Source organism: Alicyclobacillus sp. SP_1 (assembly GCF_024706985.1).
Lineage (GTDB): Bacteria > Bacillota > Bacilli > Alicyclobacillales > Alicyclobacillaceae > Alicyclobacillus_I.
The window spans coordinates 1-14,699 of record NZ_JAMCCX010000013.1 but is presented as its reverse complement, the minus strand read 5'-3'; the positions used below and the strand labels follow the sequence as shown (position 1 = coordinate 14,699).

The following is a 14,699-nucleotide window of genomic DNA, read 5'->3' as shown; positions in this document are numbered from 1 at the left end:
GAGAGACGGGGAGTGGATGACTCAATAACATATTTAAATTATATGATATGAAATGGCTCTGTCAAGCCCCCAATGCCCATGAGAGCGCCCGGCTCCACTTCTTTGTGAAGAAGGCAACCGTGACGCTCTCATTCAAGTTTTCATTCAAAACCTTGCACACCGACGAGACTCCGTTGTCTGTGCTGCATCCAATGCCGCTGGTGCGCTACATCTCCAAATGAGGACCGGAGTCTCCTTGGGGAATGGAGGAACTCGTCGTTCGACCGCCAAAACGGCGCCGAAAACGGGAAATCCAGTTGTCCGAAATGACGTATATGACCGGTACAAGCACCAGCGTGACCAACGTGGAGAACAGGAGGCCAAACGCGATGACCGTCGCCATCGAAGTGAGCGTCGACGCACCCTGTCCAAAGCCGATGACCAACGGGAGCATGGCGAGCACCGTCGTCAAAGTGGACATTAAGATGGGGCGCAATCGAATCGGTCCGGCTTGCAGCAACGCCTCGCGGAGAGGTAATCCTTTGCGGCGCAGTTGATTCGTGTAGTCAACCAAGACAATGGCATTGTTGGCGATTAGACCCATGACCATGATGACACCAATAGCCGAGTCGATGTTGAGACTGCGATGCGTCAGAAACAACCCCAGCGCACTTCCGACAAACGTCGGCGGCAAGCAGAACATGATGACAAACGGCGTCAACAAGTTCTCAAACAGGCTCGCCATCACCATGTAGAGCAAGACGATGGAGAACAGAACGGCGAGTCCCAAGTCCTTGAACGCGGACGAGAGGAACTTCCCATTTTGACCAAATCCAATTGTGTAGCCCGCAGGAATGCGCAAATCTTTGAACTCGGAGGTCAATTGAGACTCAATTCGGCCCGACGTCACCCCGTAAGGCGTGGCCGACACCGTGACGTCGCGAACACCGTTGATGTGTTGGATTTGGGGCGGATCGACCGATGTCGTCAACGACGCCACCTCCGTTACAGGAACAAACGTACCACGCGCATTCTCGATGGTGATTTGCGATAAATTATCGAGGTTTTGCGTGAACGACTGCGGCAACTGAACCATGATGGGATACTTGGCGGTGCCCCGATAGAGCGTGGAGGCTTTAGTCCCGCCAAAGGCCGTTCCCAGCGCATTTTCGACCTCTTGCTCAGTCAACCCGTACTGTGCGAGCGCCGTCTGTGAAATGTTCAAATCGTAGCTCGGAGTGCCTGTGGACGCTTGGTTGTCCACATACTCCAGCCCGGGCGTCTTGTTCATCAAATCGGCAACTTGAGCGGCCAAAATTTGCAAGGTGCGTCCGTCCGGACCTTGAATTTGCACACTGACGGAATTCCCGCCGATCCCGCTGCCATTCGCGCTACCTGGTGTGGCGATAATCTCGGCTCCTGGGATATCGGCCGTGACGTACTGAAACTCGTGTGCATATTTGCTGATAGTCGTGGGGCTCGTCTGCTTGTTGAACGTCAGCGTCAACGACGATTTATTGGTGCTACCACCGCCACCACCACCTGAGCTTCCACCAATCTGCGCATCCACTTCGGAGATGCCCGGCATGTGCGACTTGGCGAGTTGAATGATTTCCTGGGTGACCGCGTTCGTCCGCGCTAAGTCCGTGCCGTCCGCCAGAGTAACGGCGACCGACATCTGCTGGTTGGGTACGTTCGGGACCAATTCAAAACCAATCACGGGAACCAAGAAGAGCGAGAGCAGCATCAACACCGTCGAAGATAGAACGATGGTCTTGCGATGATTCATGCTCCAGTTCAATACCCGGCGATAAGCGTTGTTGAGGTCATGCATGCCCCGACCAAACCAGTCGAAGGGCGCATACCAACGAAGCGGCGCATCCACACCGGGGATGGTCTCTTCCATTTCAAAACGACGGCCGCGAAGGAAGCGGGACGCCAGCATCGGTGTAAACGTCAGCGCCACGAATAGAGCAGCAATGTGTGAAAAGGACACAGTCAAAGAGATTGGCCGGAAAAATTGCCCGGCGATGCCTGGAACGAAAATAGACGGTGCAAAGACGCAAATCTGCGCGAGCGCAGCCACGACCACGGCCAGTCCAACTTCTTTTGTCCCTTGAGACGCGGCCTCGCGAGCGGGCAAGCCGCTGATGCGAGCGCGAAAAATGCTTTCCAGAACAACAATGGAAAAGTCGACGAGACTACCTAACCCGACCGCCAAACTACCGAGTGTCGTCGTATTCAAAGAGATTCCGGCCAAGTACATCAACAAAAAGGTCGACAAAACGGCAATCGGGATGGCGACCGCAATGACGAAGGTGGTGCGGACGCTGCGCAACAACAAGAGGATAATCAGCACGCCGAAAATGAATCCGAGCACCGTATGCGTGACAACTGTGCTGAGCGTGCTGGTAATCGTGTTGGCACTGTCTGACTCGACGATAAGTCGTACTCCTGCCGGAAGTTGGGACTGGAGGCTAGTGACTTCGCCCTTAACCTCATTGGAAACAGCTACGGTATTTGCACCTGTCGCCTCCGTGATGGAGAACGAGACGGCTGGCTCTCCATTGACGGTGGAGATGAGCGTGACGTCGGCAAAACCGTTATCGACCTTCGCCACTTCTGACAGCGGAATGGTTCCGCCGCTACTCAGAGGTATGGGAATTTGCTCAATTTGAGACGGTGACGTGAATTGTCCGTCCACATGCAAGGGGACAAGCAGACTACCTTTTTGCACTTGACCCGCATCAGCAGACAGATTATTGGTCTCGATAGCCTGCATCACTTGCGTGATGGACAGATGATAGAGGGCGAGTTTCGTCGGCGACACATTGACGGTGATTTGGCGACTCAATGCGCCAGAGGTGTCAGCAGCCGCCACGCCATTCAAATGCGCCAGCGCGGGTTGGACCACATTCTTGGCTAAATCCGAAAGTTGCGCCTGCGTCTCTTTTCCATAGAGAGACAGATGCATAATAGGTTCTTCATTCGGATTGAACTGTTCCACTGCCGGGCGACTCGCTGCGCTAGGCAGTTGATTCGCCACTTGAGAGACATCACTTCGCATCTGATTGATTTCTTGGTCGATGTTCGTACCATAGTTGAACTCGACGATGACCAGAGAAGCGCCGGCAGTGGACGTGGAATCAATTTCTGAGACACCCGGCAGACTCTGCAATTCCTGCTCAATAGGAGAAGTGACCTGTTGTTCAACTTCTTCGGGCGTCGAGTTTGTCCACGAGGTCGTGACCGCCGCAACAGGCAAATTGAGTGTTGGAAACAAGTCTTCAGGCAACTGCAGGACAGCGAACAATCCGACCAAAACCACTGCCACCATGACCATCGTGATAGTGACCGGCCGCCGAATGGACAAATCAGTGATTTTCACCGTCAAAGCTCCTTTCTGGAGAGCGTACGTCGCGTTTTTGCCGCACTGCCTTCATCACGACACCACCTTGACGGTCTCCCCGTTCGACAGCAAATTTTGCCCTTCGACGACGATTTTCTGGCCTACCGACAGCCCGCTCGTGATTTGGATGTCATTGCTTGACACACTGCCGATTTCGACCATCTGACTGTGGACTTTGTCCCCTTGCAGAACAAAGACTTCGTTCGCACCACTCTGAAGACTGAGCACCGCATCTGCGGGCACGAGAATGACCGGCTTGGACGCCGTGTTGACCATTTTGGCCTCGACCTCGAGACCGGGTAGCAGACCGGATGTCCCGAGCGAGTCTGGCTTTGAAAAGACCAGATTGACCGGGTACTCTTCAGTGGTCGAATCAAGCTTCGGCTGGATGGAGAGCACATGGGCGGTCATCGTGCGGTCGAGCGATGGCACATAGACCCGCATGGTGGCACCTGGCCGCACTTTCGCAACATCTCCCACAGGCACGTCGACCGTCGCCATCACTGGCGACGAACTCGCCACGGTCACGAGCGAAGTCTGTGGCCCAACCTGTTCACCGACCTGTGCGCCGACCGCCTGAACCATGCCGCTGATGGGCGAAATAATCTCCCCGTCCCGAATCTGCATTTGCAGCGAAGCCGATGCGGCGCTGGCACTCGCCTCATCGGCGTGCAGTGCATTGGCCGCCTGAGTCAAGGAAGCCTGCGCCGTGGTCCGGTCAGCCGCCGACGCCTCGGCCAGTTTCAAACTCTCTTGTGCCGCCTGTAACTGCACCTCCGATTGGTGCACCGCATCTTTCGCTGATTCCACACCAGCCTGAATCTGCATGGCCGCATTGCTGCCCGGTGCTGGGACACTGTCAGTCATGTCTTTCTCCGCATTGGCGAGCGACGCCTCATCTCCAGCCACCTGCGCTTTGGCCGCCGACACTTCACTGGCGACGGATGTTACCGTCTGCTCCGCCTGTTGCAGCGTCTGATAGCCACTGGAGAGCCCTTGATAAATACTGTCATCCTCTTCCACCACGGCAGAGTACGGATTTTGCCCCGTGTACCCGCCTTGCTGCCAGGATTGTTCGTAGGAGAGTTCAGTTTGATAATTTTGAGCCGCCGTCTGAACCTGCGCCTCGGTAATGGTTCCAAATTGAGCTTTTGCTTGGCTGAGCGCCGCACTGTCTGTGGCATACGTCTGCTCATCCGCGGCGAGTTCCGCTTTGGCCGCCTTCAGAGCCGTCTCCTGCGCCGCCACAGCGCTTTTCAGCGCAGCCACGCCCGATTGACCGCCTCCATCGAGAGAGGCCGTCGCACTCAACTCTGCCTTTTGCAAATTCGCTTGAGCCGAAAGCAACGCTGCTTTCTCCTCTGCCACCTGAGATTGAGCGCTTTCCACCTGCTGCTCGGACGATAGACGGTCATTGTATACGTTTAATTCATTTTGATACGCCGCCTCTGCGCCAGCCAGCGCCACAGACGCTTGATTGGCGGAATTTTCAGCAGGCACACTGACGGACGAACTGAGCCTTGCCAAAACTTCTCCTTTCGTCACCGTCTGACCCACGCGGACCGCCAGAGACGCCAACCGGCCGCTCGCCCCCGGTGCCAGCGTGGAGGTCACATAAGGCGTAATTTGCCCCAAGTAACGGTTGCCAATCGACTGCTCCGTCAAACGCACGGTCTGCACTTGCACCGCCTCTGGCGGCAGCGGTTTTGAAGCCGCTGCTGGTTTCAAACTGCAACCAACCACCGCCCCAGCGCCGAGTACCCCCGTCAATGCATACAGGGACGATTTAACCCATCGCCTTGTTGCCATTCCTATTGCCCCTCCCCCAAAATCTCCGTTCACTTCATCTCCTGCAAATTCTTCACCAAAGGCCGCAAAGCGACCACCAACTGCAGTTTTTCCGCCTCCGACAACCCACTCACCGCCCGCAGGAAGACCGACTCAAGTGCCGGCCGCACGCGCGACTCCATGAGTTCTCGCGCACCGGGTGCAATGTGGAGTTGAATCACGCGCCGATCCCGCTCGTCCACACGCCGCTCCACATGTCCGAGCCGCTCGTAGCGCTTAATCATGCTCGACACGCTCGTCTGCGTCAGGCCCAAAGCGGCGGCGAGCTCTGTGATGGAAATTCCTGGCCTGCGACCAATCGTCATCAGCGCTACCCCATCGATGGGCTTGAAATCAAACTCTCCTAACTGGTCGTGCAGCGTGTGTTGCACCAAGCGGCGCAAGTGCCGCTGAACGTTGCCGAGCAGTTCCGGCAACGCATCCAAATCCGCCTCTTCACGAGACTTCTCCTCATCCAACATGGCATCATGGCACCTTTCCCTGAGGCGGCTGAGTCCAACAAGTATCACATTACTACGATTTCGTTATATTTGCGACCCGCGGACACGACTCTTGGAGTACTGTTGTGACCAATTTGTGAACAGCGGCTCCCGGTCGCTTCCTGCGTCACGGAGAGAGGGATGTTTGAACACCAGCGGGATCGCCAAACTTAGGAAGCCCCGCTTGATTCACCCAGTCTTCGATATGGCGGTCAAAATGGCTCAGGAGCATCCCCTCAGCCTGTGCCGACAGGGCGCCGGACTGCGTCAATCGGTGCAGATGTTGGCGATAACTCGAACGCAGCGCTGCAATCAAGCGCGTCTTGGTCACATGCTGCTCCGTCGCCAAGGAAGCGAGTGATGCACCAGCGCGCACTTTCGCCAAGACGGTGGGTGCGGACAGGTGCAGAGTGGCCGCAATGGAAGCGTAGAGTGCCGCTGGGCCAAAATCGGCCGAGGTCGTGGAGGAGGAGCGCAACCCAGCCGATTTTTTTGAGCCATGTGCCTCACTACCATTCGCCTCACTGCCATGCCCTTTGTGAGCATGAACAGGCGCGACGGTCGAGATGGGCTGGCTGTGCGCGGCAGAGGTATGCGGCGGAAACGGAATGGACTGGCCACTGGCGGAACTGCCACAACCCGCCGCGAGGGCGGTGGACAAAACCGAGATGGCGACCACGGTGAACAGCTTCGTAGGCACAAACAGACCTCCTTCCGGCGGGCCCACACGGCTGCGTGGACGAACGAGACAACCCGACCTCCAGACGTCGCCCTGGTGCGACGTGTCTGCGATTCTGATGATGCATCTAGGATGCAATACGAAGCTTTAAATTCCCTTGAAGAGCGACGTGGTGAATCCTGGCGCGGACAGGAAATGACCGGATGAACTGCCGCGCGAGAACCCATTCATCCCGCCATCACTTGCGGAACCAATGCCGCCAAGGCTCGTCTGGGCTTGCCGATGCCGATGCCATCGAGCGATGCGTGAACGTCGCCAGCGCCACCTCATGATGGTAGTCTCGCGCATAATGTTGCCCATTGCCTGCGATGTCTCGAACCGCACCAATCATCGTGTCGATGTCAGTGAGCGTCATCGTGGGATGGAGCGACATCCGCACCCATCCTGGCTTATCCGCCAAATTCCCATAGCCAATTTTACTGACGATGGAGCGCGAAGTGTCCGCATCAATGCCGAGCAAAAAATGTCCATACGTGCCCGCGCAGGAACACCCCCCACGCGTTTGAATGCCGTACAAGTCATTAAGCAACTGCACCACCAAATGATAATGCAGGTCCTCGATGTAAAATGAAACAATACCGAGCCGGTCCGTCTGTTCTCCTGCCAGGACGTGCACGCCAGAGAGAGCAGAAAGTCCCGTCAAAAGACGCTCGGTCAGCACGGATTCGCGACGGTGTATCGCCTCCACGCCCATCGTCTCTTTCAACTGAACCGCCAGAGCGGCCCGAATCAACTGGAGAAATCCGGGCGTACCGCCATCTTCGCGAACGGAGATTTCTGAAATGTAGCTGCGGCCACCCCAGGGGTTGGTCCAATCGACCGTACCACCGCCTGGCTCATCCGGCACGCGATTGTGGTAGAGATCTTTACGGAAGACTAAAACTCCGGCCGATCCCGGTCCGCCGAGAAACTTATGTGGCGAAAAGAAAATAGCATCCAAAGCCTGGTCACCGTTGGATGGGTGCATAACGATGGGATCGTAAGGGGCAGAGGCCGCAAAATCAACGAAGCACACACCGCCATGCCGATGCATAATCTCCGCCAAAAGCGGGTACGGAGAACGAATTCCAGTGACATTGGAACAGGCTGTAAAACTTCCGATTTTGACGGGACGGTGCTCATAGCGAACGAGCTCTGCTTCGAGGTGCGCAGGGTCAACCAGCCCATCCTCTCCCGGCGGAACGACGATGACCTCAGCAACCGTTTCCAACCACGAAATATGATTGGAATGATGCTCCATGTGCGTCACAAAGACCACGGGTCGCTCGGTCTCGGGAATGTTGGCGACCGATTGCCAGCGCTCGGGCAGACGGAGTCCGAGCATTCTCTGCAATTTGTTGATAGCCCCGGTTGCGCCCGTCCCGCACGCGAGCAGCACATCGTCTTCATTGGCACCCACATGCTGGCGGATGACGGCAGATGCGTAGTGGTAGGCGCGCGTCATCCACCGCCCCGTCGTGCTGGACTCACTGTGCGTATTGGCGACATAAGGCCCAATTTCCTCGACCATGCGCGACTCGATGTCTCGGTAGAGTCGCCCAGACGCTGTCCAATCCGCATAAAGTAACGGCTTGATACCATAAGGCGTCTCCAGAGTGGCGTCATAACCGATGGTTTGCTCGCGAATCGCTTGAAAGCGGCGCTCCACGTCCAATTCCCCAACATTCGCCGTAGACTGCGAAAGCATATAAATCATCTCCTCGACATTCGGCAAAGCACCCACGCCTGACCGAGTAGCCTATCTTTCGACATTTTATCAGACCCCCGCCCATCGGTGCGGGTGAAGTCGTCTTCCTCTTCAAGGGAATTTCGAGATTCGTCCGTTACGATACTCCCATGCCAGCGACGGTGCGGCGATTCGCCCGGCGCGGCTGGATGAATGGAATTGGCAACCCCAACAACCCCCTAACCCCTTTTCTTGCCGCTGCAGAGATGTGGCGGCACTTTTTTGCTCGAATGGGATGGAGTCGAGACGACCGTTGTTCCCATGGTAGAATAGACTGGACAAGGAGTGAATCCAATGAGCTCATTTTTTCAAAATATCTGGGTGACAGGTGGCATCGGTGTGGTGGTCGGCGCACTGATCGTCGGTGGCATCTGGGATGTGCATGCACAAAGTGGCGGTGCGAGTAGCGGCATTGTGGCGAAAGTCGGTTCCACCACCATCTCTGCCAGCGATTTTTCGAAGCGAGTCGAGAAACTGTCCGGTCAGCAGACACTGGAACAGATGATTTCCGACGATTTGATTCAAGACGGCGCGAAAGAGTACGGCCTGACGGCCAGTAAAAAAGAACTGGCTGGTGCACTACAGAGTTTCGAGCAACAAAACAATGTAACCAACAGTTCCGCCCTTTCCAACCTGCTCTCACAAAACGGCATGACCATGGCCGACCTTCAAGACACGCTGAAGATGGACGTTCTCGAACAGAAGCTGGCAGAACGAAACGTCACCGTGACCAAAGCCGAGGTCGAGGCATACTACAAACAGAACGCCAGCCAATTCAAAATGAGCACGGGCAAAGTGGCTCCATTAAAAACGGTCGAACCGCTCATTGAAGAGGAATTGAAGCAGTCGAAAGCCATGACTCCACAACAGCTATTTGCAAGCCTCGCCAAAAAGTACCCCGTGACTGTCGTCGACACGAAATACTCGGGAGTCAAGCAAGCCATTCTCGGTTAAATGGGACTCCCATCATCCCGCCCCTGACGCCCCTGAGCACGCATCCTGCCCCTGAGCACGCTTGAAGTGCCTGCTCAGGGATGCCCTACGGGCCCACTCATGTCAGTCCCGAACCACGCACCGCACTACTTCCCGGAAAACCGGCTGAGCGGGATGGCCCGCACATAGGCCTGAGGGGAGCCAGACGCAGACCTCGATGCCATGGGGACAAAAAGGACCCCGTTGCAATAGACCGGATCGGCATTCAAAAAAATCTGCCCCTGATAAGACTTCATTCCAATAGGAAAGCCCGTGAGTTGGTCAAGCGCGTACAGATTCCCCTGAACGTCCCCAATCAGCACGTTGTTGGTGGTCAAAACGGGTGTCTCATTGGCAGCACTACTGAGCTGATAATTCCAGAGCAACTGCCCATTTGAGGCGCTGATGGCGTACAACTGCTTGTGAAATGAACTCCCAAAATACAAAATCCCTTTATTGTAGACGGGCGCCGCAGCTTCGTAGTCTTGTGGCGTCTGTTTTACCCCATACGGTTCGTAATAAGTCCAGACCACATGCCCATTGGTCGCATTGATGGCCGTCAGATTTTGCCGATATTCGGTTTTCGATCCCGCTTTACGCTCGACCCACTGCTGATACACTTTTCCATCGCCGTAGACGATGGATGCGTCATCCACTGCGGCTACGGCTTTCGGAAACGGTGTCTGGAACGCGAGTCGATGCGTCTCCAAGTTCACGGCAACCGTCCGATAAGGAGAAGACATCCCCGCAAACAACAGATGGTGCACGATGACGGGCGAAGACATGCTGTCCACTCCGCCAAGCGACAGCGTCCACAGCACCTGACCACTACTCGGGCGCAAAGCGCGCAGTACCCCGTCACCGCCAAGGGCATAAAGAACGTTTTGGTGGACGATAAAAGTAGGCATGTCCTCCCCGCTCGTCTTCACCGTCCAAAGAATACGTCCGGTCTTCTCCGACAGCGCGACGATTTCATTCACGCCTGTGCCGCGAATGAGATGCCCTGGTTGAAACTGATTGTTGCCAACCCCCACAAACACTCTTCCTTGATATACCAAAGGAACCGTCATGATGTTATTGTCGGCAACGTGCGTGACCCACCTAGCCTTCCCCGTGGTGACCTGAATAGCCGTCACGTCTCCGCTGTTGTCGCCAATAAAGTAAGTTCCATCGACGATGGAACCACCCCCGTGGCTCTCGCCTTTAAGCGTATATATCCAGTTCTCGTGTTCCGTGGAATGATACCAACTCGATGTGTGGTGAGCGTTCAATCCGTACTGCTGCCACTGCCGCGGATATGCGTTCAGAAGCGGCGAATTAAGAATCTCATTTCGCAATGAAATCAGCGCAATGAGGACTGCGGCCACGACCGCCGCAAGAAGAATCCACCATTTTTTCGCCTTCGATTTCTTGCTCGGCCCGTCCGGAGGACCGCTTCCAAAGAAATCAAAATCCATATCGGTCGTCAACTGTCTATCCGCTCCCAAGTGGCCACAGCCGTTCTATCTACTTAGTCCAAAGTATAAGGCCGTTCCAGGCAGTCGTACAAACGTTCTTGCCTTCCGAAACATACGAGTGTATCACAGTTCGAAAATTGTCCACGAACCCACTCGGCAACTCCGTCCCCGAGAGAGCGAAGCTCGCGCAATCTCTACACGACACAAGCAGTACACAAGAGGGCTGTCGTCATCCCTGGAAGTGGAGTCATTCTGTCGGGAGATCCCGTTGAAGGAGGGTTATTCATGACCTTCGGAGCCTATTGTTCGCTCCCTAATTCTGGTTCCATATCTGCGTACTACGACGATACTTCTGCCGTTTGCACGCCCACTCTCGCGTCCTATTATGCCAACGCCGGAGACAACCCAACCGCGCGCATGCGTGACCATTTAGTCGGCGCAGCATCGCAGTTCCAGCTCCCATCGCGGATTCTGTTGGCCCAATCGGTGCAGGAGAACGGCGGTCCATTTGGAAATTGGCTGCAGATGGAGGATGCGGATTGCCAGGCGTTCCTTGACGAATTTGTGACTCCGCGAAACACCACGGGCCAAAATCTGTCTATCGCCACCGTACAACATGCGGACGCCATCAACGCAGCAGCGGCCGCTTGGTATCTACAAACGCAATGTTTGCCTGTCCTTCGCTATGGAAGCCGTTGGGAAACGTTGTCTGCGGCACTGTCCGTATACAATGCCGGATTTTCGAATACGGGTGACAACGAAGGATACGGCCTGTCCGTGCTGTTTCTCGCCTACGGCGACGCTTATTCCCAATTGAGCCACCTCCATTACGATGGCCCACAGGTAGCCACTGGACCCACGGGCACCCAGTCTCGCTTCAATACGGGTCCAACATACGGGCCTATTGCTACACCAGGGTTTTCCGTGACGTCTGAAGCAGCGTATCTGCCTTTTGGCACCAATGCTGCTGGGCGGCGCATCCTTCTCTTCGTGGGAGATGAGCGGGACTATGTGAATGGACTCATCCTGCAACAGTACCTGTACGCAGAACCCACATATATTCAGGCATATCTGACGGCGGATCCGCTCGTAGCCGCTACCTCTGCTAACGCTGGTGGGGATTTTTGCGTCATTGCCATCGGGGGTGCGGCAGTGTCTAAGTTGGAGGCAGCCGCTCAAAGGCACGGCGATACATTAGAGGAGTTCCTCAACTTTTCTTCGTGGGATTCCTCGCCAAACAACGGATATATTGACGCATCTTCCTCCACCTATGCGGGCAATTTCCAAAAAGCACTCAAAGCGGTTGAAGACGCATCACAGGCCGGCTGGAGCTAAGCCAAAAAAGGCGAGAAAAGACGAGGGACGAGAGGAATCGCGCAATCCGCGTAACCTCTCGCCCGCTGCCTTCGCTCATTTCTTGAGGGACACCGTCATAGCAATAACTTTTTGATGCGAACGGCTATGCGGTTCGGTCGGCGCAAAACCCAATTGCAAAAGCGAATGGCCCTTGGGAGACGTGGCCGTTAAATTGGCATAGCCGTTTTTGTAATGCACGGTAAACGGGACAGACTCTCCGTGCAGAATGGATTTGACTTGGTTGAGCGTATCCCCCAAACCAATGCCATCGCGCAGCGTCACGCCAGGAGAATTCACCTCGAAGGACTCTAGAACCGTGTTGGTCCGATTGAAGCGCAAAGTCAAGCCTTTGCTGAAATACCCCCAGACATCCTCGACGCTACCATAATAATCGCTACTCGGCTTGCCAAGATGTTTAGCGACAATCATCTTCGTGGAACGGAGATATACGCCTGGGAGGGACGACTGAAAACCTTGGAAGGTCAAGGTCGGCGACGCTTCGTTATTCGCTTGAACCGATGTTGGTTGCTGTGCCGCGCTGACCGTCCCACACCCGGCGACCATCGTCAACAAAGCGGCGGTACACGCGGTCATCCCGAACATCTTCGTCACAGTCTTCATGGATAACGCCTCCTCAGTGCAATTCCTAGTCTATATATAGACTATCGAAGTAGCGCCGCCATGACAACTAAGCGCCCAGGGGTGGGCCAGAAGGTGTATGATAAGAAGGTGCAAACATTTCTGATGACGGTGGCGATTCGGACATTCGCACAGAAGGACTCGAATCTGCAGCGAGACGGTCCAAACACCGCCAACATCGGGTCAGGAGGTTCGCGATGAGTGTACGATTGACGGACGACACAGCGATTACACCAGAGATGATGGAGCGTTTCCAAGCTAGTTTCCGGTCTCTTCCGCAACACCGTGTCTTGATGAATGCCATTAAGAAAAACGGTATCCAGTCCGTGGCGATGAACCAAGATGTCTTAGTGGAAATGCAATATACATTTTCCACGGAGTTGGAAACAGGGGACATAACCAACCAGAAAAATAGTGGCCGTTGCTGGATGTTTGCCGGATTGAACGTACTGCGCGGACATGTGGCGAAAAAGTGTCAATTAAAATCCTTCGAACTATCGCAGAGCTACCAGATGTTCTGGGATAAATTCGAGAAATCGAATTACTTTCTGGAAAGCATCCTGGAGACTCTTGACGAACCAACGGACGGACGCCTCATCTCGTGGCTGCTCATGCAACCCGTGAATGACGGCGGGCAATGGGATATGTTCGTCAACCTGGTCGAAAAATACGGTGTGGTACCAAAGCACGTCATGCCGGAGACGCACCACAGCAGCAAGTCGCGCGAGATGAATCGCCTCATCACGCGCAAACTGCGCGAGTACGCCGTCACTTTGAGACACGCTTATCAGACCAAACAGAGCACGGCAGAATCCCTCAGGGCCGAGAAACAGAGCATGCTCGGCGAGATTTATCGCATGCTCTGTTTCTTCCTCGGTGAGCCACCGAAGACGTTTGACTTCGAGTACCGCAACGAAGAGAAAGAATTTCACCGCGACGAACACCTGACACCACAAGATTTCTATAAAAAGTACGTGGATGTGAACTTGGACGACTATGTCAGCGTGATTCATGCGCCAACCGCCGACAAACCGTTTGGCCACACCTATACCGTCCAATATTTAGGCAATGTCAAAGGCGGCAAAGCAGTCAAGTATCTGAATGTGGAGATGAGCACGTTCCGCTCGCTCGCCCTCCAGCAACTGGAAGCAGGAGAACCTGTGTGGTTTGGCTGCGACGTTGGGCAGATGTTGGACCGAGACGCTGGCATCATGGACATGAATCTGTACGACTACGAAAGTGCGCTGTCCGTAACGTTTCAAATGAGCAAGGAAGACCGGCTCAATTATGGCGAAAGTCTCATGACGCACGCCATGGTCTTCACAGGCGTCAATGTGGTAGACGGCCAGCCGAATCGTTGGAAAGTAGAAAACAGTTGGGGACCAGAACCGGGCAACAAGGGATTTTTCATCATGAGTGACGAATGGTTTGACGAATACATGTACCAAATCGTCGTGCGCCGCGACTATTTGTCCGCAGAGCTTCAAGCCGCTTTGGACACTCCGCCGATGGAATTGAAACCGTGGGACCCGATGGGTTCTCTGGCAACACTGCGGTAAACCGTCACAAGCCGAGAAACAGCACCTCTAGGCCGCGAAAGCTAAGCGCCTAAAGGTGCTGTTTTGTTGCCACGCATGCAGTTGACACATAGCGAAGCCTACGGATAGCATCCCAATAGCAGACCGATAGAAACAAGACGTGCTGAGCTGCGACTACCGGGCCAACCAACCACCGTCCACGGCGAGCACATGCCCGGTTACGTAGTTCGACGCAGCGGACGCCAAAAAGACTGTGGCCCCTTGAAGGTCGGCTGGCTGCCCCCAACGCCCTGCCGGAATGCGCTCCGTGATAGCGCGGTTGCGGTCAGGGTGGTGACGCAGTGCTTCCGTGTTGTCCGTCTCAATGTACCCCGGCGCAATGGCATTGACTTGCACCCCAAACGGAGCCCACTCATTGGCGAGTGCTTTCGTCAATTGCGCAATCCCACCCTTGCTGGCAGCGTACCCCGGCACCTGAATCAATGCTGTCAACTTAAGCGATCCGAATTCAATTTGGGACAAAAAGGAAGATTGATGAGCATTGTCCGTCTGCCTTT

12 protein-coding genes are annotated in these 14,699 nt (G+C 55.1%); 4 read left to right on the top strand and 8 right to left on the bottom strand.

Annotated elements, in window-relative coordinates; all coding sequences use genetic code 11:
- Positions 1 to 205: 205 nt before the first annotated feature.
- The 5 genes from M4I36_RS02940 to M4I36_RS02920 form a co-directional block, all read right to left on the bottom strand.
- The gene (locus M4I36_RS02940; protein WP_258110166.1) at positions 206 to 3,367 is read right to left on the bottom strand and encodes an efflux RND transporter permease subunit; all 3,162 of its coding nucleotides are present in this window, start codon (positions 3,365 to 3,367) and stop codon (positions 206 to 208) included.
- A gap of 54 nt (positions 3,368 to 3,421) precedes the next feature.
- A complete protein-coding gene (locus M4I36_RS02935; protein ID WP_258110165.1) occupies positions 3,422 to 5,197 on the bottom strand; it encodes an efflux RND transporter periplasmic adaptor subunit in 1,776 nt (591 codons plus the stop codon).
- 29 nt (positions 5,198 to 5,226) lie between these two features.
- The gene (locus tag M4I36_RS02930) at positions 5,227 to 5,697 is read right to left on the bottom strand and encodes a MarR family winged helix-turn-helix transcriptional regulator (RefSeq protein WP_258110164.1); all 471 of its coding nucleotides are present in this window, start codon (positions 5,695 to 5,697) and stop codon (positions 5,227 to 5,229) included.
- Positions 5,698 to 5,842: 145 nt separating this feature from the next.
- A complete protein-coding gene (locus M4I36_RS02925) occupies positions 5,843 to 6,415 on the bottom strand; it encodes a hypothetical protein (RefSeq protein WP_258110163.1) in 573 nt (190 codons plus the stop codon).
- A 217-nt stretch (positions 6,416 to 6,632) separates the two neighbouring features.
- Positions 6,633 to 8,141, bottom strand: a complete 1,509-nt coding sequence (locus tag M4I36_RS02920; RefSeq protein ID WP_258110162.1) for an aminotransferase class V-fold PLP-dependent enzyme — start codon at positions 8,139 to 8,141, stop codon at positions 6,633 to 6,635.
- A 333-nt stretch (positions 8,142 to 8,474) separates the two neighbouring features.
- On the opposite strand from M4I36_RS02920, the gene M4I36_RS02915 reads away from it, so the two are divergent.
- Positions 8,475 to 9,134 carry a SurA N-terminal domain-containing protein gene (locus M4I36_RS02915; protein WP_258110160.1) on the top strand — a complete coding sequence of 220 codons (660 nt, stop codon included), beginning with the start codon at positions 8,475 to 8,477 and terminating at the stop codon, positions 9,132 to 9,134.
- 125 nt (positions 9,135 to 9,259) lie between these two features.
- Here M4I36_RS02915 and M4I36_RS02910 read toward each other — a convergent pair whose 3' ends face one another.
- The gene (locus M4I36_RS02910) at positions 9,260 to 10,621 is read right to left on the bottom strand and encodes an outer membrane protein assembly factor BamB family protein (RefSeq protein WP_258110159.1); all 1,362 of its coding nucleotides are present in this window, start codon (positions 10,619 to 10,621) and stop codon (positions 9,260 to 9,262) included.
- Positions 10,622 to 10,894: 273 nt separating this feature from the next.
- Here M4I36_RS02910 and M4I36_RS02905 point away from each other — a divergent pair, with 273 nt between their 5' ends.
- On the top strand, positions 10,895 to 11,944 hold the full coding sequence (locus tag M4I36_RS02905) for a hypothetical protein (RefSeq protein ID WP_258110158.1): 1,050 nt from the start codon (positions 10,895 to 10,897) through the stop codon (positions 11,942 to 11,944).
- A gap of 75 nt (positions 11,945 to 12,019) precedes the next feature.
- Here the strand turns inward: M4I36_RS02905 and M4I36_RS02900 are convergent, their stop codons facing one another.
- The gene (locus M4I36_RS02900; protein ID WP_258110157.1) at positions 12,020 to 12,586 is read right to left on the bottom strand and encodes a hypothetical protein; all 567 of its coding nucleotides are present in this window, start codon (positions 12,584 to 12,586) and stop codon (positions 12,020 to 12,022) included.
- Between the two features lie 93 nt (positions 12,587 to 12,679).
- On the opposite strand from M4I36_RS02900, the gene M4I36_RS02895 reads away from it, so the two are divergent.
- Both M4I36_RS02895 and M4I36_RS02890 read left to right on the top strand, forming a co-directional pair.
- Positions 12,680 to 12,805 carry a hypothetical protein gene (locus tag M4I36_RS02895; RefSeq protein WP_258110156.1) on the top strand — a complete coding sequence of 42 codons (126 nt, stop codon included), beginning with the start codon at positions 12,680 to 12,682 and terminating at the stop codon, positions 12,803 to 12,805.
- On the top strand, positions 12,802 to 14,163 hold the full coding sequence (locus M4I36_RS02890) for a C1 family peptidase (protein WP_258110155.1): 1,362 nt from the start codon (positions 12,802 to 12,804) through the stop codon (positions 14,161 to 14,163). Before M4I36_RS02895 ends, M4I36_RS02890 begins: the two co-directional genes overlap by 4 nt.
- A 153-nt stretch (positions 14,164 to 14,316) precedes the next feature.
- Here the strand turns inward: M4I36_RS02890 and M4I36_RS02885 are convergent.
- Positions 14,317 to 14,699, bottom strand: a 383-nt coding sequence (locus M4I36_RS02885) for an SDR family oxidoreductase (RefSeq protein WP_258110154.1), incomplete at its 5' end; no start/stop codon positions are given.

Coding starts and splice junctions, on each gene's coding strand:
- M4I36_RS02900 (WP_258110157.1), bottom strand. CDS start 12,586: ATGAAGACTGTGACGAAGATGTTCGGGATGACCGCGTGTACCGCCGCT.
- M4I36_RS02915 (WP_258110160.1), top strand. CDS start 8,475: ATGAGCTCATTTTTTCAAAATATCTGGGTGACAGGTGGCATCGGTGTG.
- M4I36_RS02890 (WP_258110155.1), top strand. CDS start 12,802: ATGAGTGTACGATTGACGGACGACACAGCGATTACACCAGAGATGATG.
- M4I36_RS02930 (WP_258110164.1), bottom strand. CDS start 5,697: ATGTTGGATGAGGAGAAGTCTCGTGAAGAGGCGGATTTGGATGCGTTG.
- M4I36_RS02935 (WP_258110165.1), bottom strand. CDS start 5,197: ATGGCAACAAGGCGATGGGTTAAATCGTCCCTGTATGCATTGACGGGG.
- M4I36_RS02905 (WP_258110158.1), top strand. CDS start 10,895: ATGACCTTCGGAGCCTATTGTTCGCTCCCTAATTCTGGTTCCATATCT.
- M4I36_RS02920 (WP_258110162.1), bottom strand. CDS start 8,141: ATGCTTTCGCAGTCTACGGCGAATGTTGGGGAATTGGACGTGGAGCGC.